The following is a 20,551-nucleotide window of genomic DNA, read 5'->3' as shown; positions in this document are numbered from 1 at the left end:
GATTGACCACTGTCGATGGTGGTTCGTGCTAGCCGGCGATGGCGGTGCTGGAATTGTTCTCAATGGAACACGAGGAAGCGTATTTCACCATTCGAATTTGAGACCCCTGGTCGCTGAAGGTCACTTCGTCCATGAAGGCACGCATTAACATGATGCCGCGTCCGCTGCATTTCAGAATATTCTCGGAGTCGGTGGGATCGGGGAGGCTGTCCACATCGAATCCTGGGCCTTCATCTTTGATGCAAAACCGAACCTCGTCGTGTCGATAGTCCGCGGTGATGGTCACTCGTCGGTCGCAGTATGGCTGAGTATTTCGGCGGAGACGGACGAGGTTTTCGAAAGCATCGTCGGGTCGCTCCCGAAGTTCGGAACTCACCTCCAAATTTCCGTGGATGATGGCGTTGACGATTGCCTCCTCCAATGCCACCGAAACACGCACAATTTCGGAGCCTTGAACGATGCCGAATTTCTCGGCTCCGTCGACAAGTAGCCGAACGGTGCCGCCAACGAAATCACAGTTGTTCTGTAGCTCCAGCGTGATTTCCTCGGACCGCCGATTCTCCAGCAGGGATTCCAACATCCGATTGCTTTGGCTGCTTCGGAGAACTTCATCCACCGTCTCAGCGAGCCGATTTCTCAATTGTCGTTTAGGGATGTAGCTGGATGCCCCGCACTGGAGTGCCTCGACAGCGGTTTCCTCATTTCCCCGCGATGTCACGACGATGACGGGCAACTGGGGGAATTCCTGCTGCAAGACACGCAGAAGTTCCAGGCCACCCATGCGGGGCATTTGCATATCAGTGACGACGAGGTCGAACGGGCGTTCGCGGATTCGCTCTAACGCCGCGACCCCATTATGAGCGAAGACGCAACGGCGGTCCATCGCCGTCATGAGAATCTCAGCGGCGAATTCACGGTCGAATTCCGAGTCATCAACAATCAGAATGTCCGGCATAAGTCTCTCGGCAGGAGCGATACAGGCGATCCGATCACGACCAGGGCGGTCCGGGGGTTAACTACTCCCCTGTTATCGGATTGCCTGCCTTGCCAAGATTGCCTTAACTTCCTAAGCCGGAAAGATCGCCATAACCGCGCAAAAAGAAACCCGGAAGCAGCGAAGTCCCAGGGGGGCGGAGGACGTCATCTGCTTCCGGGGGCGATTCGAATTAATGTTCGCTGCTGATTTCAGCAGCACGGGAGGATACCGAACCGTCCGCGTCCTTGCTGACAGTTCGCTCCCAATGACCACTCGTTTGAGTCGTCACCCTACCGAATTGCAAAACCGAACAGTCGAACGGTAGGCCGTCATCCGTGACAACCTGCTCCTTGCTTCGATACCGAAATCGGACCAAGGCAAGTCGATGTTCGTATTTGAACCGGGTAGTCAGATCACCGCTTCGGCAAGACTTGTTGCCTAAGAGTGATAATGCGTCGCCCGGGGTTTTCCCCGTCCGATGCGGGCGGAACAATATTGCGTTTGGCGAAAGCGGTCAATACGGATTCTGGAGAAAAATCCGAGGGAAGTCTCGAATGGTAAATCATTGTCCACACGAAGGTTGCGGAGAATGACTGGACCTGTGAAGCTGGGGGACTCGGGTGAGTTTTCACCGTGGTTTCTGCAAGAACCGCAGCGTCGGCCACGTCAGCGGATGGGGCGAATTCTCGAAAAGTCGGGCACGCGAATGGTTTGTGTCCGTCCGAGCAAATGAAACTCGACCTGTTTCGAGGGCAGATGGACAATGACCGGCCGACCAAGGAAGAGTTGTTCCGGAACCGCACCGTTGGGCCAACGACGACTATCGAGTGAAATCGGACTGTTATCGCCCAGCATGAAGTATTCTGCTTCGCCAAGGCGGCAAGGTCGATCGGTGTCCCGGTGGGTATAATAGACATCTCGGTACAACACCAAGTCGGCGACTTGTGCCTCTAACCCGCGGGCTCCGAATCGAACGGCTTGTCGGGGGGGCGGCGTTTCGTCCGGGAGTTCATTCAACGGGACCGGTGCAAATGGGAGTTCCCCGTTAAGTGCCACCGTAATCTGTCGATCAAACAACGACATTTCGAGTTGGATCGGTTTCACGAGATTACCGGCCGGCAGCGTCGATTTCCGCAATTGCGTGACCGGTTCACCCGATCGAATATCAATCTCCCAGAGTTGGGTTTCACGCACCAACGAATCGATCAATAGCCGCCACCGACGATCGCCGTCTGTCATTTCGACGGCAAACTGTCCGAGTTGACCCCCGTTGGGGCGTCCTAAACTCAAGGTGGCCGTCAGCATGATATCGCGGACGGCAATCTCGCGAGAACGGTACTCGATGGGGTTATAGCCGTAGAGATCCGTGATCGGTGCGGTGTGGGATTTCTCATAAAGTTCCGCAACCGCCGCTTGGAAATCCAGATCGCTGGACAATTCCAACAAACGTAGCAGCACATCGTCTGGCATCACGCCGACGCAGGTGAGTTCCCGGTGATCGGGATCTCGGCGGACGGGCACGAAATTCTCATCCAATTGAATCTCATGTTGAGAGATCGGCAACGTCACCGAAGTCGTGTGACTGCCGCCCGATCGCAGCCAATGACGATAGGTGACCCAAGACCATCCGTCATCCGATAATTCCTCGGGGTCACGATTATTCGTTTGCAAATCGACGACGGCTTGAAAGGCGTTGCCGTCGTCTTTCCAACCGGCGTCCGCGATCCACCGGGGTTGCCATGCCTCGTCAGTGGGACGAAAACGGTCATCGTAGACCATCAGTCGAAGGGCACGTTGAGCGTCAATGTTCTTGCGACAGAGGATACCGTCTGCGTAAACATCACCGCCGAAGATCGTCATCGTCTCACCAGGTAATCCGGCGATTCGTTTCACGTATGCCTGGGTAGTTTCGTAGGGATTGCGGAACACGCACACGTCCCACCGCCGCGGGGAGCGAATCGCATAGGCGTGTTTGTGGACCAACAATTGATCCCCTTGGTTTCGCGGGACACCGACAATGTCGATCCGATTCTGACCGCAGTTTGGGCACACGCACATCAACGGATCGCTGGGAATCGAACCGGCCAAATCCTGAGCGTCTGCATCCTCGGGGACGTTCGATTGAAGTTCCTTGTTCCAGGGAACTCCATAAGCGAATTCGTAGTGACAACTCGGGCAGACCACGCGTTTGTGAAAGCCGAGCAGGCTTGGGGCCATCGAACCCGTGGAGATCATGTAGCCTTCGACAAGGAAGGATCGGAACAAGATGACGGCAATCACCAGACACAACACGGCCTCGGCCATCGATCGGAACGATCCCCTCACGTGAGGGGACGCGGCGAACGTGGGTGGGTGACTGACGACGTGGGAGTCTGTCCAGTCAGATTGTTGATCGGTCTGAGTCGGCGTCCACATAAAATCTTGATCTTCGAGCCGGCGGAACCGCCGAGTGTATCGGAAGTCCCTGCCTGCGGGAATCCGACTTTTCGAAAGATCAATGCGATCTGCCTGCGTCACTGAATGTTCAGGAATACGCGGTTTCGCTCTATTCTTCGGCCGATTTCGAAAACTCAGGGAGATGTTGCTGCAGAGAATCGACGAGCCGATCAATGTCTTTCGTGCTTGTATACAGGTGACAAGACACACGAATGAATCGCCGCTCGTGCCAATGAAACACGGGGACTTCGATGCGTTCACGTTCCCAGAGTGCGGTTTGCAACGGGTCACGCAGGACGCCGCCTACATCGGGATCGTTCGACGGTGGGATCGGCAACGAGATCATTGAACCATACCACTCCGACGAATTCGGTAAGAAGGTCGGCAAACCGGTGAGGGCTTCAATTCGACTCCGAGCATACTCGGCGAGTGCATGGGTACGGTCGCGAAATTTTTGTATACCGATGTCTTCGAGAAACTCGATGGCAGTGGGAACGGCGAGAAAATTGCTGGGGTCACGCGTGCCAATCCATTGGAATTCGTCTTGCCACCGACTCGGCTGTCCGGAAAGACTACCGCCCCAACTTCTGACGACGGGCAGCACCTTCTGCGTATGTCGCTTGGCCATGTACAGAAAGCCCGTGCCAAATGGTGCGGACAACCATTTGTGACAACTTGCAACATAGTAATCGCAACCGAGTTCTCGCAGATTCAGCGGGACCATAGCGATGGCGTGCGGACCGTCCACGCATGTGGGAACCCCACGTTTGCGGGCGAGTTGGCAGATGTCTTCCACGGGGAAATTGGTGGCGGTGGCAGAGGTCACATGGCTGACCACCAAGATTTTCGTGCGGTCGGTCAGCGTGTCCTGAACCGCTTCGACGATTTCATTCGGGTCGGTCAGCGGAAACGGCAACCGGGCCACTTTCAGTTCCGCTCCACTCGCCTGACACAAATCGCGCCAGATACGGAACACCGCGCCGTATTCGTGATCTGTCAGCACAACTTCATCACCGGCCGACAGTTCAATCTGGGCGGCCACAACGTTCATGCCGAACGTCGCATTGTCGACGAACACCAACTCCCGAGCCGAGGCTCCGACAAATTTCCCCAGCTTTTCCAATGCCCGTTCCAACTCGGTCTCGTATTGCCGTAAGAAAAAATCCATCGGCTCGCGTTCAAGGGCATCGCACCACTGCTGACGCGATTCTCGAACCACCCGCGGGGATGGGCCGAAAGAGCCGTGATTCAGGTACGTCACATCCTCGGGGACCAACCATTGTTCACGAAGCGATTGCCAAGGAGTGTCGTCGAGGAGCTCGTTTTGGGGGGGCATAGGACTGCGGTTTCCGGGAATCTGTGGATAGGAACGGCTTGAAAGACGCTGCGAATTCGGTGTCGGTTCGGGTTTGCCATTGACGGAACGCGGAAATTCTTCGATTATTCCGCAAACTACTAAGATTGACTCAAGAATCTAGCTCCGAAACCCGACCCGCCATGTCTGCCAAGCCCGATCGTTTTGAAAAGGAACGCCTCAAGAAGCTCGACCGGATCGTCGAACTCGGTCAAGATCCGTACGGCAGCCGCTTCGATAACCATATCGAGATTGCTCAAGCTCGCGAAAACGCTCCGGCAGAACCGGGCGAAGTCGGAGAGCTGACCCGCGTGGCCGGTCGAATCATGCTACGTCGCAAGGCGGGTAAACTCCGATTCTATGATATCGCCGACTATTCCGGCCAGATTCAGCTCCTGTTCTCTCGCGGTGACTTGCCTGCAGAACAGTGGGAATTGATGGGGCAGCTCGATCTCGGGGACTTGATCGGTATCGACGGAAAGCTCAAGCGGACCGACACCGGTGAAATTTCCGTGATGGTCGAGAAATTGACTATCTTGTGCAAATCGCTGGCACAACCACCGGAAAAATATCACGGTGTGGAAGATGTTGAGTTGCTGTTGCGGCATCGTGAGATCGATTTGATCTACACCGAAGGCGTTCGAGACAAGATGCTCAAACGCTCGGCGGTGTTGGATTCCGTGCGGCAAACCTTGCGGGAACATCGGTTCGTTGAAGTCGAAACGCCCGTGTTGCACAGCATTGCCGGGGGAGCTGCGGCACGTCCATTCACGACGCATCACAATGCACTCGACATGGAGTTGTATTTGCGGATCGCGTTGGAGATTCACCTCAAACGCTTGATGGTTGGTGGCGTCGAACGGGTTTACGAGATTGGTCGGGTCTTCCGAAACGAGGGCATCGACCGCACACATAACCCCGAATTCACGATGATCGAGGTCTACCAAGCCTACGGCGATTACGGCACGATGATGGATCTAACCGAAGCCGTGATCGTGAACGCGGCTCGGGCTGTTTGTGAGAACGCGAACGACGATCAGCTCACCCTGCCCTGGGAAGATACGACGATCGATCTGACACCACCATGGCCGAGAAAGAAGTACGCTGATTTGTTCGCGGAATACGCCGGCTGTGCAATGAACGACACCGACGCCGTTCGTGCGAAGGCGATCGAACTGGCAAATTCCGGCAAGATCACAAAAGACTTTTTGACTCGCATTGAAACGACGGACGTCCATCCGGATGTCATCGTCCAAGAGGTCTTCGAGGCGACCGTGGAAGACAACCTGGTCGGTCCGGTATTCGTGATTGATTATCCGGCGAGCATTTGTCCGCTCACCAAGCGAAAAGCCGACGATCCCAACATCGCCGAACGCTTCGAGCTCTACATCCAAGGGATGGAAGTTGCGAACGCCTACACGGAATTGAACGACCCGCGGTTGCAAGAGGAACTCTTCCGTACGCAACTGGAAGGTCTTTCGGAAGAAGATTCCATGGCCAAGATGGACACGGACTTCATCAAGGCACTGAAGGTCGGTATGCCACCTGCGGGTGGACTGGGAATTGGGATCGATCGGCTCGTGATGTTGCTGACCAACAGCCAAACCATTCGCGATGTCATCTACTTCCCACTGCTGCGACCCGAAGCATAAACCACGCCCCGCATGAGCGAGCCAATCGCTCCTCCAATGACTTGGACAAGGACGTCCCCATGTACAAGATTTTGCTTTGCTTGCGATATCTCCGCACGCGTTACATTGCGTTGGCGTGCATCATTAGTGTGATGCTCGGTGTGGCGACAATGATTGTCGTCAACAGCGTGATGGCCGGGTTCAGTTCCGAGATGCGGGACCGTATTCACGGGCTGCTCGCGGACGTGATTGTTGAGACCACGAGTCTCGATGGCGTGCCCGACGCGGAGGCTCAGATGGATCAGATCCGCGACGTCGCAGGCGATCACATCGCGGGAATGACGGCAACCGTCGAAGTTTATGGGATGTTGACTTTCCCGTATTCAGGCCAATACATCACACGACCGGTGACGTTGATCGGGATTCGTCCCGAGGGGAAAGCGTCGGTTGGTCCGTTGAAAGATTATCTCGATAGTTACAACGAACTCCGGCAGCACGGCGAAGTCGTACGAGCACCGTTGCGGGGGCAAAACGAAGCTCCTGGTTGGGAATTGACCGAAGCCGCTCGTGATTACCGTCGGCAATGGCTCTCTCGTCAGCAGGAAATGTTGACGATGTTCGATACCGAAACACCTATGCCGATCGCGGACGCCGAAACCGTCCCGGAACCGGTCGAACCCCCACCGTTCGCGGCTACGGAACCGCCCCCATTCGAAGTCGAAACACCAGACGGACCCGCCGTCGCCGCGAAACCGAACGACAACACCACGCCCGACATCTTCGTGGCCGAAGACACGCTTCCGGACGATCCGTTCGCTGCCACGTCCGATGGTGCCACAAATCCCTTCCCGACCGAACCCGCGAAACCGGATACCAACTACGATCCGTTTGCTCCGTTGGACGGTCGATTGTACGTCGGTATTGGTTTGGTCAGCTTTCCGTATGACGAGAAAGGTGACGGCCACGTCGAGACCGTGATGATGGTTCAGCCTGGTGACGATGTGAAGATTGGTACCGTCTCTGCCGGTCGTCCGCCGGAAGTTCGACACTTCAATGCGACGATTTGTGATGTCTTCAAGAGCGGCATGAGCGAGTACGACTCGAACCTCATCTTCTGCAATCTGGAGTATCTGCAAAAGATTCGCGGCATGGTCTATCCGACTCCCGATTCCGAATTGGAAATCGGGCAAACCGTGCTGATCGGTTCTGTTGACGATCAACTCTCGGGAGTTGTCAAGGAGTTGAACGCGTCAACGAACATGGTGCAGGTCGAACTCGATCCCGCACAACGCAAACAGGGGGTATTGACTGTCGATCGCGCAGACGTCCAACCCGTTGTCCGTTCGATTACGTCGATTCAAATTCGACTGAATGATTTTGACAACGCGGATGAAGTCGTCGCACGTCTGAAAGCTGCATTCCCGCCGGGAGTGATGACCGTCAAAACCTGGGAACAGAAACAAGGCCCGTTGCTGGCCGCCGTGGAAATTGAATCGGCCATTCTCAACGTGCTGCTGTTCCTGATTATCGCGGTGGCCGGATTTGGCATCTTGGCGATCTTCTTCATGATCGTCGTCGAGAAAACTCGTGACATTGGCATTCTCAAAGCCCTTGGTGCTGGCTCGACTGGAGTGATGACGATCTTCCTCTCCTACGGTTTGGCACTTGGCATTGTTGGGAGCGGCGTGGGTGTGGTCATCGGCCTGTTGTTTGTGGATCACATCAACACCATCGAAGACTGGCTCACCAAATTGACCGGTCGGAAGGTCTTTGATGAAACAATTTACTACTTCCCCGAAATCCCAACCCTGGTGAACCCCATGATGGTGGTTTGGGTGGCATTGGGGGCGATGACGATTGCGGTCCTGGCGAGTGTGCTGCCGGCACGTCGAGCGTCTCGTCTACGCCCTGTCGAGGCGCTGCGTTACGAATAAATGGACGATGTCACCTGAGATTGCATCCATCCCGAAATTCATCGGCAAGGGAGGCCGAGTATGACCATTCCAACCATGTCACCGAAGTTTGAGAGTTCGCCGTCAGAACCCCGCACGGAAACTTGCGATTCGTCGGCCACGGAACCGGAACCCACGCCGCACCTTGCGGCAATCACTCTCGAAAAGACATACAACAACGCCGCCCGTCCGGTTCCGGTGTTGCGAGGTGTGGATGTCTCCGTGTCTCGCGGGGAGTTTGTGTCGATCGTTGGCCAATCGGGTTCGGGCAAAAGCACCCTGCTCCATTTGCTCGGCTTGCTCGATACACCGGATATCGGTGAAGTTCGGCTCGATGGTGAGTGCATCCACGACCTACCGACCAAAGCGCGAGACGCCATCCGAAACCGCGTCTTCGGGTTTATCTTCCAGTTTTATCATTTGATGCCGGAACTTACGCTGGAGGAAAATGTCCTCGCACCGTTGATGATTCGGCATTCGCTGTGGGACTTTTGGAAGAAACGCAGACAGTTCCGTGAGCAAGCCGCCGACATCATCAAGAAAGTCGGATTGGAACACCGCACGAAGCACAAGCCTTCCAAGCTTTCCGGTGGTGAAATGCAACGTGCGGCAATCGCGCGGGCTCTTGTGGGGAGTCCTCAGGTGTTGCTCGCTGACGAACCAACCGGCAACCTCGATTCCAGCACCGGGCAGGAAATCATGGGGCTTTTGTCGGGCTTGAACGAGCAAAACGGCCTCACTATTATCATGGTCACGCACGACGATGCCATCGCGAAGCAAGCCCACCGGATCGTACGGCTCCGCGAAGGACAACTGGAAACCCTGAAAAACGGGGCCACTTGAGCGAACACATTTGACGAGTGATTGAAATGTCGGAATTAGCAAGTGATGTTCTGGCACAGATTCAATCGCTCTGTGAACAGGGAGACCAATTCGCGGGCGTCGACGATTATGCGGCCGCGTTGGAACAGTATTGGCAAGCTTGGGATTTGCTCCCGGAACCCCAAACCGACTACGAAGCCGCTACTTGGATTCTCGCGGCCGTTGGCGATGCAAATTTCCTTGGTGGTGACTACGAAGCCGGTCGCGACAATCTTTCCCTGGCGATGCACTGTCCGGATGCGATTGGCAATCCGTTTCTCCATTTGCGGTTGGGCCAGTGTCAATTCGAGTTAAAAGACTTGGATCACGCAGCGGACGAACTCAGCCGTGCCTATATGGGGGCCGGTGCGGAAATCTTTGAAGACGAGCCCAAACGCTACTTCAAGTTTCTCAAGACCCGTCTCGATCCGCCAGAGGGCGGTTGGTAAGATCGCCATCAATATCCAAGGAGCCAATGGCGACACCAATGCCAAAGTTGAACCTCCTTGTGATTCGGTCGGCGGACATCGGCATAGCGGTCGAATTCTGTAAGACGCTGGGATTGTCGTTCACACGAGAGTCGCATGGCCGAGGACCGGATCATTTTGCGTGCACGATGGACGACTGCACGTTGGAAATCTATCCTCTTAGCCTGAACCAATCGCCGACGACAACGGTCCGTCTGGGGTTCCAAGTCAATTCTGTTGACGAAACAGTGGCGTCTCTTCAAGCTAACGGAATCGCAATCGTTTCCGAGCCGAGCAACTCCGCATGGGGACGCCGGGCCGTCGTCAAGGATTTTGATGGCCATGTCGTCGAATTGCTGACATCATACATTTAGCACCCTCCGATAAAACTGGTCCAATAACATGCCGAATCAGGTCTACATCAACGGCCAACTGTTTGCCAAAGAAGATGCGAAAGTCAGTGTCTACGATCATGGTTTGTTGTATGGCGACGGCGTGTTCGAAGGGATTCGTGTTTACGGCGGGAAAGTGTTCTTGTTGGAAGAACACATCGAGCGGGTGTACGAGTCCGCCAAAGCGATTCGTTTAGAAATTCCGATGTCGCCTGAGGAACTCTCCAAGGCTACCGAAGACACAGTGCGAGCGAACGACATCCGGGATGGCTACGTGCGTTTAGTCATCACTCGCGGTGCCGGTTCGCTGGGACTGGACATTCGCCGGACGAGCAATCCGCAGGTGATCATTATCGCCGATACGATTTCGCTGTACCCGAAAGAGCTCTACGAAGACGGTTTGCAACTCGTCACCGCCAGCACGATTCGCAACCATCCCGGTGCTCTGAGTCCGCGGATCAAGTCGCTAAATTATCTCAACAACATTCTTGCCAAGATCGAAGCAACCGACGCGGGCACAATCGAAGCATTGATGTTGAACCACAAAGGTGAAGTCGCTGAGTGTACGGGCGATAATATTTTCATCGTGAAACGTGGAATACTCCTCACACCACCCAAGAGTGCCGGGATTTTGGAAGGCGTGACACGGAATACGGTCATGGAGTTGGCTCGAAAGGCGGGGATCGCCGTCGAAGAGGCCGAAATGACACGACATGACATCTTCGTGGCGGACGAGTGTTTCCTGACGGGAACGGCGGCGGAGGTGATTCCGGTCGTCAGTCTCGACGGGCGAGCCATCGGGAATGGAGAACCGGGACCGACAACGCGGAAACTCCTCAAATTGTTCCGTGAGTCAACGGAATCGGTCTGATCTTGGTCGGGCGGTGTTTATGTTCGTGTCTCCGATGCAAATCCCAGCCGACCGTCGTCCCGGTTGAGCTGATTAATTTGAGAGGTGTATTGCCGATGCGATTGTTACTTGCCGCCTGCCTGTTGGTTCTGTTGTCCGTCTCGCTCTGCTCGATCGGTGTGTTTGCAGAATCACCGACTGCGAAGAAAACGCCAGCGGAGAAATCGTCCGCCAAAAACTCGCTCGCCAAGTTCAATGGATGGGTCGGCGAATGGCGAGGTGTGGGGCAACCCCAACGCGGATCGCGTCGCGGTGCTTGGTTGGAGACTGCGGAATGGGTCTGGGATTTTGAACCGGAACCGGCTCTCGTGTGGAAGGTTTCCAAAGGGAAACTCATTCACTCTGCCCGCTTAACGTGGGAACCCAAGTCGGAAACCTATCTTCTTACAGTCACGTTGCCAAACGAGTCGAAACGGACCTACACCGGAAAAGTGGCAGACGGCCAACTCGTTCTCGAATCACCTGTGGAAGACGGTTTGGTTCACAAAGTTTCGTTTCGTCTGTTGAACGAAAAACGAATGTTAGCGTTGTTTGAAACGCAGAAGCCGGGCCAAAGTTTCACGACCCGCGTTGCGGAGATCGGTTACACACGCAAGGGAACCCGACTCGCCGCCGGACCGAGTGGACCGGAATGTATCGTGACTGGCGGACTGGGCACGATCAAGGTGAGCTTTCAAGGGGACACCTACTACGTTTGCTGCACCGGATGCAAACAAGCGTTCGACGACGACCCCGCAAGTTTTGTCGAAGCGTACAAGCAGAAGCGTGCCGAGAAGTCTCAACGCGAGCCGAAGTAGAACAGAATCAATCCGAGCGTCGCGTTTTGCAAGTCTTCGGGTTTGATCGGTAGAGCCGCGCTCAGGCCGGTTAACTCAACGACAAGGGTAATCGCCACAACCATCAGTGTGATGACGGCTTTCGTGTCCTCCCACCAACTGGCTCCCCGTTTATCGCCCCGCCACCAACGGACAATCACGTTCACGAGCAACCCAAGAAAATACGCCCCGACCGTTCCCACGATCGCGATCGATTTCCGGTCGAAGAGTGTTCCTTCTCGGTAGAGGTAAATGGAAAGTCCCGCGAACGCCAAAATGATGACCCCGCGAATTGTGTGACGCGGGAGGAAAAGTGGTTGTTCGTCGTGCGGGTACACGCCGCGGGCAATTAGGTCCTCTTTGACTTCCTTCGGTAATTCGACGAACCGCCGGGACGTGAAGTAGTGAGCCAACACGATCATCAAGGTTTCCGACCACAACAAGCCGATTTCGTGCTTCGTCGCGGTCTGATAGACAATGAACGCCACCACCATCAACGTCAACGCCGCCCGCACACTGCCGGCAGGAAGTCCTAACGGATGGCGAAGTGGGCCAGTTTGGTTCAGCGACGTTGGTGAGTTCATGAGCGCTCTTAGGTCGATGTTGTCAGTGAATCGTTTATTTAATCTGTTTACCAAGTCTACGCGACAATCGCACCAACGGATCTCAGTAATTCGACAGTTTGGTCGCTACGTCGAATCAACGTGCTACAGGTTTCGGAAAACCTCCATCGCTTCGGCTTTGAGGGTCTCGACATCGGTGGGCTCTGGCTGCATTTGACAAAGACCTTCCGAGGATTTGATTCGCGTGTGGTTTGTCTTCAATATGTTGTCGAGAGCAGTCATCGCACATGCACTTGTCGTATGCCCGAGCTCATCCGGTTCGTGATCGTTGTCCAACGCTTCAATGAGTGCCGGGATTGCAACGGGATCACCGATTCCACCGAGCGCATAAGCAGCCGTGTTTCGAACCATCGGATGAGGATCTGATCTCATCGTGCGATTCAGTGCTGAAACCGCTGCCGTCTCGGCAATGTCATGCAGCAATCCACAGGCTTCAACACGCACAATCCACTCGGGATCGTCGAGCAAACTCACGAGAAACTCGACCCCGCCACTCGGCTCGACATGGAATACCGCCAATGCGGCTTGGCATCTCAGTTCGGCATCAGCCATCGCCAGCACTTCGTGAAGCAATGCGAAAAATCGGTTGGATTCAATCAATCGCATTTGTGCGACGGTTGCCGCTTCTTGCTCGCGATTCCCGCCGAGTCGCGTGAGCCAAAACCGAAATTCCTCGACTTGCACGTCCTTCGCCACTCGGCGGTCCCTTCGAATCTCATCCGATACTAATTTCGCTCGGGCGAAGCCCCAGCTTGCCGCGGCAGCTTCTCCCATTCATTCCGCACGCGATTAAGGCCGAAGCTGCACAGTTCGAACTCTTCGCTTAAACGACGCAGCAATTCCGACTGGCTACGGAACGGTTCTTCCTTGCACGTACTCGCCAAATAGTACGCTCGTTTGCCTTGCTGGCAGTAATCGAGGAGATGGTCTTTCCGCTCGGCACCCTGCAACCGTTTGAGGGCTTCTGGAAAAACTCCGGCCCAGAAGAGAGTGAAATCACCGACGTGCCGATGGATTTCGTGCTGGGGACGCTCTTCGCGTTCTTCAGCTTCGAGCAGCATTTCCGCGACCTCGTAGAGACGCTGGCCGGTAGCGTTGCGGATGCGGTAAATCGCGTCACACCGCACAAATCGCACGAGAAGGTTGGAAAGGTAGTCTGTTAGCGAAGGGTCAGCCACTCCCAATTCAACTTGGAAGGTATCTTCGACCAGCCCTGCGAACAGGTTTCGCAACGTTTCGGCGTCAACTAGCACCGGTTTCATACGCATCTCCTTTACATAGGCGGAATTTTTGACCTCGAGATGAAAGCGCGATAATTTGAGTGTTGGAAAACCGAATCGATTCGTGGTGTGGGTTGCGAATCGTTGAAAATGAGGGATACCTATATTGTAGATCGGCAAACAGAGCGAGGTCAATTTCTCGATCTTCAGAAACTCGATGACGAGAAGCCCCATTGAATGCAATTGTCAATTGTCGGATTTACATCGCAGGATTGAAAACCGTCCAAGACACCACCTGGACAACAGCGGACCGAATGGAAATTTATGACGGCCGACTGGCGGCGTTTTCCTGGTTTTTTCCACGAATGTCGTGGATTGACCTTGCAGAAAATTTATGGAACGATCTTTTTGGCACGTCAAATGCAGGGCTTGAATTTTCAGTCGCAACTTGCCGCATCGGTTGGGATCGATGATAATTGAGCGGGAAACCGTTTTTTCAATTCATCGAGACCAAAGCCATGCCCAGACGCGGCGGTCGAAGTTTAGACCAGATATACCAGGAGTTTTTCGATTCACTGTATCAGCTGCTCGGACTGGGAGTGGTTATCGCGATTGGAGTGTTTGTTGTGTACAAGCTCCGTTCACGATTCAGCGATGATGCGGATTCTGACACGAATCCCCACGCAATGCTGAGTCACATCCACGAATTGCGGCGAGAAGGTGAATTGACGGACGAAGAATACCGATCCATCAAGGGTCGGTTGGTCGAAAGACTGGACGGCTCATCGTCCGCGCCCGAAATGCCCACTGTGGCGAAGGGAACTTCTGACTCGACGAGTTTCGTCGAATCGGATGTTGTGGACGAGGAGGCAGGCGACGACATGGTTGACCCTAACGATGAAGACTCATCACGGTGACCTTGTCGAATCCCCTGCAAGCGAGTGAGTTTTTCACGAAATTCGCTTCGCTGAAAGGGATCGGTGGCGGCATGTCCGCTCCGATGCCGTACAATTAGGTTTGCAAGGAGGCAAACAAGGAACCGAGAGGACTTGATCCCCCCGTGTGTGATCGGCTGCGATGAAGGAAGAATATGGCCTCCAGTAAAGATTTTGGTACCACCAAGCGTGGATCGACCGGCAAGAAAAACGCAAACTGCTCTTTCTGTCGGAAAAGTTACCGTGACGTCGGCCCTCTTGTGGAAGGCCCTGAAGACGTCTACATCTGCGGTGAGTGTATCGAGCTGTGCCAGTCTATTCTCGACCAAGAACGACGACGGCGCGGCAGTTCGAAACAACTCTTTACCAATGTTCCCACGCCACGCGAAATCGTCAATTACCTTGACGAGTACGTGATTGGCCAAACCCATACGAAAAAGACCCTGGCGGTCGCGGTTCACAACCACTACAAACGGTTGATTCTCAAAGAGAATATGGACAGCGACGTTGAGATGGACAAGTCCAACATCATGCTCATCGGTCCGACCGGTTGCGGCAAGACGTTGATGGCTCGGACTCTCGCCAAAATGTTGCAAGTTCCCTTCGCCATTGGTGATGCGACGACGCTCACCGAAGCCGGCTATGTCGGTGAAGATGTCGAAAACTTGCTGTTGAAACTGTTGCACGCCGCCGACTTCGATATCGAAGCGGCCCAACGCGGTATCTTGTTCATCGACGAGATCGACAAGATCGGCAAGACCAGCCAGAACGTGAGCATCACTCGCGACGTCTCTGGTGAAGGTGTCCAACAAGCTCTGCTCAAAATGCTCGAAGGCACCGTGGCGAATGTTCCGCCGCAAGGTGGTCGGAAGCATCCGGAGCAACAGTATATCCAAATCGACACCACCAATATCCTGTTCATTTGCGGCGGGACGTTTGTGGGAATCGAAGATATCATTGCGAAACGCATGGGCAATAAGTCCATCGGTTTCGGAAACGCAACCGAAACTCGTCGCGAAGAGCACAAACGCGAAGGTTCGTTGTTGAAACATGCCTCCGTCGACGATGTCCTCGAGTTCGGTTTGATTCCCGAATTGGTCGGACGTTTGCCCGTCCTCAGCTCTTTGCAACCGCTGGAAGTTCCCGATCTCGTTCGTATTTTGACCGAGCCAAAGAACGCCCTCGTCAAACAATTCGAGAAGTTCTTCGAAATGGAGAACGCGACCGTCGAATTCACCGAGGGTGCCCTCTGCGAAATCGCGAAGATTGCCAAGAACAAAGACACCGGTGCCCGTGGTCTTCGGAGCGTCGTTGAAGAAGCGATGTTCGAAATCATGTACGAACTGCCAGATCAAGAACCTGGCCGGAACTATGTGGTCACGCCGGAAATGATTCGTGGTGAACAACGGTTGTTCCCCGGCAACGATTCCGCCGCTGCCTAATCGTTTCAACCAGACTATCATCGAAACATCGCCCCGAGGATCTCCTCGGGGCTTTTTCTTTTGGCGGTGTTTCTAGTATGGTCCGAAAGAGCGGACGGGATGTGCGGCATCCTCGCGAACAGGCAAACCAAAACGACACCAATCGGAGCCAGACTGATGAGCGGGTACAACCGGGATCAATTGATCGAAGCCTTCAAAAACCAAGCGTTGAAGTTCGGAGAGTTCACACTCGCGTCGGGACAAAAATCCAATTACTACCTCGATGGGAAGCAAGTCACGCTGGAGGCCCACGGGCTTCGGCTCGTTGCTGAGGGATTGCTCGATTTGCTGGCGGACGTAAAGTACGACGCCATCGGTGGAATGTCGATTGGTGCCGATCCAATTATCGGCGCCGTCATCGCAATGGCATCGGTCCGCGGTCGCGATCTCAAAGGTTTTCTTGTCCGCAAAGAAGCTAAAGGTCATGGGACAAAACGGTACGTCGAAGGCCCGGTGACACCTGGGGAACGCGTGGTGATCGTCGATGACGTCGTGACGACTGGCGGGAGTGCGATGATCTCGGTCGAGCGAATCCAAGAATTCGGCTGCGACGTTGTTCAAGTCGTTGGTGTGGTGGATCGGTTGCAAGGCGGAGCGGCCACCTTTGCTGGTGCGGAGCTGCCTTATCGAGCCCTGCTCGACGTCACGGATTTGGATGTTCCGCTCGGCGATTCGTGATCCTGACCATAGAGATCGCTCGGCAGGCAGGCAGAAAATCGGAAATCTGGCTGCGATTCCGGGCCGGTGCGCGTATAGTGAAGAGTAGTGATGTCTCGACGACGGCATCACTCCCATCCGCACATCGTGATTCAACCCATCTGCGACGGAAAACCATCATGTTGATTCCCAACCTCAAGACGATCACGTCCATTACTTTCGTGATGATCATGTTCGCGGGCGACCTGGGAATAGTTCACGGACAATCCGAGAATTGGGACGAATACTACCGAAACCTGCAGCGGAATCGGCAGCAATATCAGTCGCGTCAGCGGGATTGGTATCGTGAACGGCAAAACGAGTACCGGAGGCGTTCGGTGGAACCGCGGGAGAACGCCGATGGTGCACGCTTCGTAGTTCAGGACCCGACTTATGAACCAGGGTACTACGATGTACAACTTCCGAATGGCGAAACCATCCGCATGCAGATTCAGCGTACGGAGCAAGACGGACCGAGATTACGCGCATGGGGACGCGACGACTACTCGCAAGCTGAGGACATCGCTCACGAATTGGAAGAAGCGCTAGAAGATGTCGAGGATCGTTTGACGGACATCAATCACCCGCTCCGACGAGACGTCCATCGGGTTCATGATCAAGCCAGGGATTTAGAGAATCAGTTCGACAATCAGTCGTCGCTAGATGAAATCCAACGAAAATATGCGTCCTTTGATGAAGCCTGGCATCACGTTGTCCATGACCTGCAACGCTCGGATCGGCTCGACGACCGGCTTCGGCGATCCATTGAGAAGGCCACCGTGGCGGACGAAGATTTGCATCGTATGTTGAACGCTCCCGAAGGGGTTCCGCGGCATGGTTATGATCGTCCGCGTGCCGCCCTGCTCCTCGATCGCATCGTGCAAACGCTGGGACAGCTTCAAAAAGAACTAAGTCGAAACCGCAGTCGCAACAGTCGGGACATCGCTCGACAAACGGATCGAGCATTGAGGTCCGCTCAATCGCTACAAAGATTGGTTGACGACGGTCAACGTCTCCGATTGTTGGTGCGGGAGTACGAAAATTTCGATCAGAACCTGCATGCCGTTTCGGAAGCGGTGCGACGAGCGCGGGTGGACAATCGGATTCGAGAGATCGAGGGGGCCTTGTCGCAACTCGATGCCGCCCTTCATCGGGAGCTTCGATTGGAAACTCCCATTCTCACCACGCGGCGACAAATTCTTGAGCTTGCCGGTCAGATCAAAGGGGATTCCGCTGAACTCTCCGAAGAATACCGATACGACCTTCGTCGACAAAACGGCGGTTTGATCGATCTCGCGGAAGACTTCGAACGCGAAGCCGGTCAGTTGGCGGATCGGATCAACGATCACAACGAAGGTTCCGACTTGGTTCGAAATGCGTTGCGGGCATCAACCGAGTCTTGGCAACGGTTGGAGCGAGCCATGCGTCGTGCGAACGGAATCACTCAGCACACGCTGGTGGAGTATGAACAGTTGGAGTCAAAATTTGACCTGCTACGCCGAAGCCTTGAGCGATTGAGACGGTAGAACCGTTGTCCCATCAACACAGCAACGATTTGTTGGTATGGGAAATTTGAACCGATAACCTGCAAACGTACTATGGAATCGTGTCGACGAAGTCATTGAGCAACCGGTCGACAACCTCGCGTGTGAGTTGCATATCGACCGGGTGTCGCCCTGGTTGACCTGCGATTGTTTCGTAACGAGCAAACTCAAACGAACCGTTGGAACTCGTGGATAGCACCAGTTCGTAGTATCGTTTCGTGGAACCGTCATCGCTGGGTTTGGTCGAACGTAGCAACGCTTGGCCGGAATTGGGATCGAACTCCACCGGGCCGATATCTTCGAGCAAGTAGGTCACGCGTTGACTGAGCGCATCAGCCCAGTTTTTCAGTTGGGACGTACCTAGATTCGCCACACTGGGAACATCGGCCCGGATCGAACAGACGGAACAACTCAGGGTGTCGATCGCCGAGAGCGACACCGTCAAGTCGGCATCGGGCCCTGCATGTTGAAGCGAAAATGACTGCGGTCCGGGCCCGGTTGTAAGAGCGTTCAACGCATCTTCGATGGTCGGTGTGAAACTCATATTTGTACCCTCCGTCAATCCAAACGGAATTCACTAGAGACAGGCTAGCTTTGGTGTTGTGAACGGTTCTGTGTTTCCGTTGGAAACTGTCAGTTCCGGATTGCAACACATGGGTCAAACTCGCTCTAGAGGCTGCCGCCAGAATCGTTCGTGGCTTTCGGTTAAGATGCTTTGCGACGCGGTTGAATCTCGTGCGAACGGCCGTCCCAAGAGATCACCGAAGGCGTTTCGTCGATGACAGTCGCGATGTGCACAGGGCGTCGCCAAAGTTTTTCCAGGTTGATCAACGTGTCCCGAGCGTAGTCCAGTTTCAAAGGACTGCCGGCGTATTGGTGTTCTAGGAACAGTTCGCCGCGGTTCCGATAGTTGCCGTCGATCACGTAAATAAACGGGCGACCGTGGTTGGTCAAACTGTGAAGCAGTTGCTGCTTGATTTGCGCGAATTCGCGTGATGCAATTTCGTAGTACTCGCTCGAGTCGTTGTACGCGAACGAAAACATTTTGTGTTTCGCGCAGAACTCCGGCGTTAAGAATGTGTCGATGAAAGTCGTGTCATTGTGGATTCGACGAACCTCGAAGATCTTCTCGCGTCCGAGACCAAGTTGGCGATCCCAGGTTGCCTTCTTGTGAAGATCGTCGCAGTTGTCCCACTCGGAACCGAATTGGCCCTTGTCCCAACGTTCTTCGATGTCCCGTAGAAGTTCTAGCCCGAGTTTGTAAGGGTTCAAACGGTTTGGTTGTGTCGCCACTGTGCCGGAGTGATGATCGGCGTAAGAGACAATCTCCGCATCAGTGAGTGCATGTTGCGTCATGATGGTCGTGTGCCAGTAGCTCGCCCATCCTTCATTCATAATTTTCGTCATGCCCTGTGGTGCGAAGTAGTATGCTTCGTCGCGAATGATCGAAAGAATGTCGTGCTGCCAATCGTTTAGGGCACCGTTTTGCAGGATGAATTGCAGCACGTCACGTTGCGGATGTTCCGGGAACGATCGGCTCTTTTCTTTCTGCTCGGCGTCTTGTCGTTGGCTTTCTTTTTCGGCAGCCAACACGTCCGGCGGATTGATGAACGAATCCATATAGCCCTTCGAAGGAAATCGCGTTCCTCCATCCGAAGTGCTTTCGTTCCCTGTTGGCTGGTCGACGCGACCGTTTTCTCCCGGCCGTTTAATGAACATACTGTGCGGATCAATCAGGTCTTCCACGGACAGACACGCGTCGATGAACTCTTCCACCCGCTCGTATCCAAATCGATCCACATACCGATTAATGCGAGCGGCATGATTGGCCATTTGATCGAGCATGCGGCGATTGGTCTGGCTGAACCATGCGTTGTTTTTGAAGAAGTCGCAGTGTCCGTAGACGTGGGCGATGACCAATTTCTGATCGAGCAATTCGTTAGCAGTTAACAGGTACGCATAGCACGGATCGGTATTGATCACCATCTCGTAGATTTTCGAGAGCCCGTAGGAGTAGGACTTCATCAGTTCATCATACTGGGCTCCAAACCGCCAATGGGGATACCGCAACGGAAACCCGCCGTATGCAGCCAGCATGCTCATTTCTTCATAGTCCACCATCTCGAAGATGGTTTCGAAGAAGTCGAGCCCATACTCGGCGGCTTTCGCTTCCAAGTCGTCTTGGATGGCTTTGATTTCCGGCGGCAATGGGCGTTGAGTGCTAATAGGCATGACGCACGTGTTTCCGAGATCGGTAG

General features: G+C 54.4%; 19 protein-coding genes. 11 read left to right on the top strand and 8 right to left on the bottom strand.

Annotated elements, in window-relative coordinates; genetic code table 11:
* Nucleotides 1-28: 28 nt before the first annotated feature.
* The 3 genes from G6R38_RS01910 to G6R38_RS01900 all read right to left on the bottom strand — a co-directional run bounded on the left by G6R38_RS01910 (nucleotide 29) and on the right by G6R38_RS01900 (nucleotide 4,748).
* On the bottom strand, nucleotides 29-955 hold the full coding sequence (locus tag G6R38_RS01910) for an ATP-binding response regulator (RefSeq protein WP_166819990.1): 927 nt from the start codon (nucleotides 953-955) through the stop codon (nucleotides 29-31).
* Nucleotides 956-1,642: 687 nt separating this feature from the next.
* Nucleotides 1,643-3,280: a S26 family signal peptidase gene (locus G6R38_RS01905; protein WP_166819989.1), complete on the bottom strand. Its 1,638-nt coding sequence runs from the start codon at nucleotides 3,278-3,280 to the stop codon at nucleotides 1,643-1,645.
* A 241-nt stretch (nucleotides 3,281-3,521) separates the two neighbouring features.
* Nucleotides 3,522-4,748, bottom strand: coding sequence for an aminotransferase class V-fold PLP-dependent enzyme (locus G6R38_RS01900; RefSeq protein ID WP_166819988.1), 1,227 nt, complete (start codon nucleotides 4,746-4,748; stop codon nucleotides 3,522-3,524).
* 161 nt (nucleotides 4,749-4,909) lie between these two features.
* On the opposite strand from G6R38_RS01900, the gene lysS reads away from it, so the two are divergent.
* From lysS to G6R38_RS01865, 7 genes are all read left to right on the top strand, one after another.
* A complete protein-coding gene (gene lysS, locus G6R38_RS01895; protein ID WP_166819987.1) occupies nucleotides 4,910-6,418 on the top strand; it encodes a lysine--tRNA ligase in 1,509 nt (502 codons plus the stop codon).
* Nucleotides 6,419-6,477: 59 nt separating this feature from the next.
* The gene (locus G6R38_RS01890) at nucleotides 6,478-8,331 is read left to right on the top strand and encodes an ABC transporter permease (RefSeq protein WP_240928030.1); all 1,854 of its coding nucleotides are present in this window, start codon (nucleotides 6,478-6,480) and stop codon (nucleotides 8,329-8,331) included.
* 60 nt (nucleotides 8,332-8,391) lie between these two features.
* Nucleotides 8,392-9,192, top strand: coding sequence for an ABC transporter ATP-binding protein (locus G6R38_RS01885; RefSeq protein ID WP_240928029.1), 801 nt, complete (start codon nucleotides 8,392-8,394; stop codon nucleotides 9,190-9,192).
* A gap of 26 nt (nucleotides 9,193-9,218) precedes the next feature.
* Complete coding sequence (locus G6R38_RS01880) at nucleotides 9,219-9,659, top strand: hypothetical protein (protein WP_166819986.1); 441 nt, start codon at nucleotides 9,219-9,221, stop codon at nucleotides 9,657-9,659.
* Nucleotides 9,660-9,685: 26 nt separating this feature from the next.
* Nucleotides 9,686-10,051 carry a VOC family protein gene (locus G6R38_RS01875; protein WP_166819985.1) on the top strand — a complete coding sequence of 122 codons (366 nt, stop codon included), beginning with the start codon at nucleotides 9,686-9,688 and terminating at the stop codon, nucleotides 10,049-10,051.
* Nucleotides 10,052-10,079: 28 nt separating this feature from the next.
* Entirely contained in the window at nucleotides 10,080-10,940 is an 861-nt protein-coding gene (ilvE, locus tag G6R38_RS01870; protein ID WP_166819984.1) for a branched-chain-amino-acid transaminase, read from the top strand.
* A 95-nt stretch (nucleotides 10,941-11,035) separates the two neighbouring features.
* Complete coding sequence (locus G6R38_RS01865) at nucleotides 11,036-11,776, top strand: hypothetical protein (RefSeq protein ID WP_166819983.1); 741 nt, start codon at nucleotides 11,036-11,038, stop codon at nucleotides 11,774-11,776.
* Here the strand turns inward: G6R38_RS01865 and G6R38_RS01860 are convergent.
* The 3 genes from G6R38_RS01860 to G6R38_RS01850 form a co-directional block, all read right to left on the bottom strand.
* On the bottom strand, nucleotides 11,758-12,378 hold the full coding sequence (locus G6R38_RS01860; protein ID WP_166819982.1) for a hypothetical protein: 621 nt from the start codon (nucleotides 12,376-12,378) through the stop codon (nucleotides 11,758-11,760). The genes G6R38_RS01865 and G6R38_RS01860 overlap by 19 nt on opposite strands.
* 123 nt (nucleotides 12,379-12,501) lie before the next feature.
* On the bottom strand, nucleotides 12,502-13,113 hold the full coding sequence (locus G6R38_RS01855) for a HEAT repeat domain-containing protein (protein ID WP_166819981.1): 612 nt from the start codon (nucleotides 13,111-13,113) through the stop codon (nucleotides 12,502-12,504).
* A 29-nt stretch (nucleotides 13,114-13,142) separates the two neighbouring features.
* Nucleotides 13,143-13,679 (bottom strand): hypothetical protein, encoded by a 537-nt coding sequence (locus G6R38_RS01850; RefSeq protein ID WP_166819980.1) that lies wholly within the window; start codon nucleotides 13,677-13,679, stop codon nucleotides 13,143-13,145.
* 476 nt (nucleotides 13,680-14,155) lie between these two features.
* Between G6R38_RS01850 and G6R38_RS01845 the strand changes: the two genes are divergently transcribed.
* The 4 genes from G6R38_RS01845 to G6R38_RS01830 all read left to right on the top strand — a co-directional run bounded on the left by G6R38_RS01845 (nucleotide 14,156) and on the right by G6R38_RS01830 (nucleotide 18,275).
* A complete protein-coding gene (locus G6R38_RS01845) occupies nucleotides 14,156-14,554 on the top strand; it encodes an SHOCT domain-containing protein (protein WP_166819979.1) in 399 nt (132 codons plus the stop codon).
* Between the two features lie 173 nt (nucleotides 14,555-14,727).
* On the top strand, nucleotides 14,728-16,014 hold the full coding sequence (gene clpX / locus G6R38_RS01840; protein ID WP_166819978.1) for an ATP-dependent Clp protease ATP-binding subunit ClpX: 1,287 nt from the start codon (nucleotides 14,728-14,730) through the stop codon (nucleotides 16,012-16,014).
* Nucleotides 16,015-16,170: 156 nt separating this feature from the next.
* Nucleotides 16,171-16,731 carry an orotate phosphoribosyltransferase gene (pyrE, locus tag G6R38_RS01835; RefSeq protein ID WP_206028428.1) on the top strand — a complete coding sequence of 187 codons (561 nt, stop codon included), beginning with the start codon at nucleotides 16,171-16,173 and terminating at the stop codon, nucleotides 16,729-16,731.
* A gap of 158 nt (nucleotides 16,732-16,889) precedes the next feature.
* Nucleotides 16,890-18,275, top strand: a complete 1,386-nt coding sequence (locus G6R38_RS01830; RefSeq protein ID WP_166819977.1) for a coiled-coil domain-containing protein — start codon at nucleotides 16,890-16,892, stop codon at nucleotides 18,273-18,275.
* A gap of 70 nt (nucleotides 18,276-18,345) precedes the next feature.
* On the opposite strand, the gene G6R38_RS01825 is transcribed toward G6R38_RS01830, so the two are convergent.
* Together G6R38_RS01825 and G6R38_RS01820 are read right to left on the bottom strand one after the other, a co-directional pair.
* Nucleotides 18,346-18,837 (bottom strand): hypothetical protein, encoded by a 492-nt coding sequence (locus tag G6R38_RS01825; RefSeq protein ID WP_166819976.1) that lies wholly within the window; start codon nucleotides 18,835-18,837, stop codon nucleotides 18,346-18,348.
* A 161-nt stretch (nucleotides 18,838-18,998) separates the two neighbouring features.
* Entirely contained in the window at nucleotides 18,999-20,525 is a 1,527-nt protein-coding gene (locus G6R38_RS01820) for a SpoVR family protein (RefSeq protein WP_166819975.1), read from the bottom strand.
* Nucleotides 20,526-20,551: the final 26 nt, after the last annotated feature.

It is taken from the genome of Thalassoroseus pseudoceratinae (assembly GCF_011634775.1).
Lineage (GTDB): Bacteria > Planctomycetota > Planctomycetia > Planctomycetales > Planctomycetaceae > Thalassoroseus > Thalassoroseus pseudoceratinae.
This window is presented reverse-complemented; position numbering and strand designations above follow the sequence as displayed.

Coding starts and splice junctions, on each gene's coding strand:
- G6R38_RS01910 (WP_166819990.1), bottom strand. CDS start 955: ATGCCGGACATTCTGATTGTTGATGACTCGGAATTCGACCGTGAATTC.
- G6R38_RS01905 (WP_166819989.1), bottom strand. CDS start 3,280: ATGGCCGAGGCCGTGTTGTGTCTGGTGATTGCCGTCATCTTGTTCCGA.
- G6R38_RS01900 (WP_166819988.1), bottom strand. CDS start 4,748: ATGCCCCCCCAAAACGAGCTCCTCGACGACACTCCTTGGCAATCGCTT.
- lysS (WP_166819987.1), top strand. CDS start 4,910: ATGTCTGCCAAGCCCGATCGTTTTGAAAAGGAACGCCTCAAGAAGCTC.
- G6R38_RS01890 (WP_240928030.1), top strand. CDS start 6,478: ATGTACAAGATTTTGCTTTGCTTGCGATATCTCCGCACGCGTTACATT.
- G6R38_RS01885 (WP_240928029.1), top strand. CDS start 8,392: ATGACCATTCCAACCATGTCACCGAAGTTTGAGAGTTCGCCGTCAGAA.
- G6R38_RS01880 (WP_166819986.1), top strand. CDS start 9,219: ATGTCGGAATTAGCAAGTGATGTTCTGGCACAGATTCAATCGCTCTGT.
- G6R38_RS01875 (WP_166819985.1), top strand. CDS start 9,686: ATGGCGACACCAATGCCAAAGTTGAACCTCCTTGTGATTCGGTCGGCG.
- ilvE (WP_166819984.1), top strand. CDS start 10,080: ATGCCGAATCAGGTCTACATCAACGGCCAACTGTTTGCCAAAGAAGAT.
- G6R38_RS01865 (WP_166819983.1), top strand. CDS start 11,036: ATGCGATTGTTACTTGCCGCCTGCCTGTTGGTTCTGTTGTCCGTCTCG.
- G6R38_RS01860 (WP_166819982.1), bottom strand. CDS start 12,378: ATGAACTCACCAACGTCGCTGAACCAAACTGGCCCACTTCGCCATCCG.
- G6R38_RS01850 (WP_166819980.1), bottom strand. CDS start 13,679: ATGAAACCGGTGCTAGTTGACGCCGAAACGTTGCGAAACCTGTTCGCA.
- G6R38_RS01845 (WP_166819979.1), top strand. CDS start 14,156: ATGCCCAGACGCGGCGGTCGAAGTTTAGACCAGATATACCAGGAGTTT.
- clpX (WP_166819978.1), top strand. CDS start 14,728: ATGGCCTCCAGTAAAGATTTTGGTACCACCAAGCGTGGATCGACCGGC.
- pyrE (WP_206028428.1), top strand. CDS start 16,171: ATGAGCGGGTACAACCGGGATCAATTGATCGAAGCCTTCAAAAACCAA.
- G6R38_RS01830 (WP_166819977.1), top strand. CDS start 16,890: ATGTTGATTCCCAACCTCAAGACGATCACGTCCATTACTTTCGTGATG.
- G6R38_RS01825 (WP_166819976.1), bottom strand. CDS start 18,837: ATGAGTTTCACACCGACCATCGAAGATGCGTTGAACGCTCTTACAACC.
- G6R38_RS01820 (WP_166819975.1), bottom strand. CDS start 20,525: ATGCCTATTAGCACTCAACGCCCATTGCCGCCGGAAATCAAAGCCATC.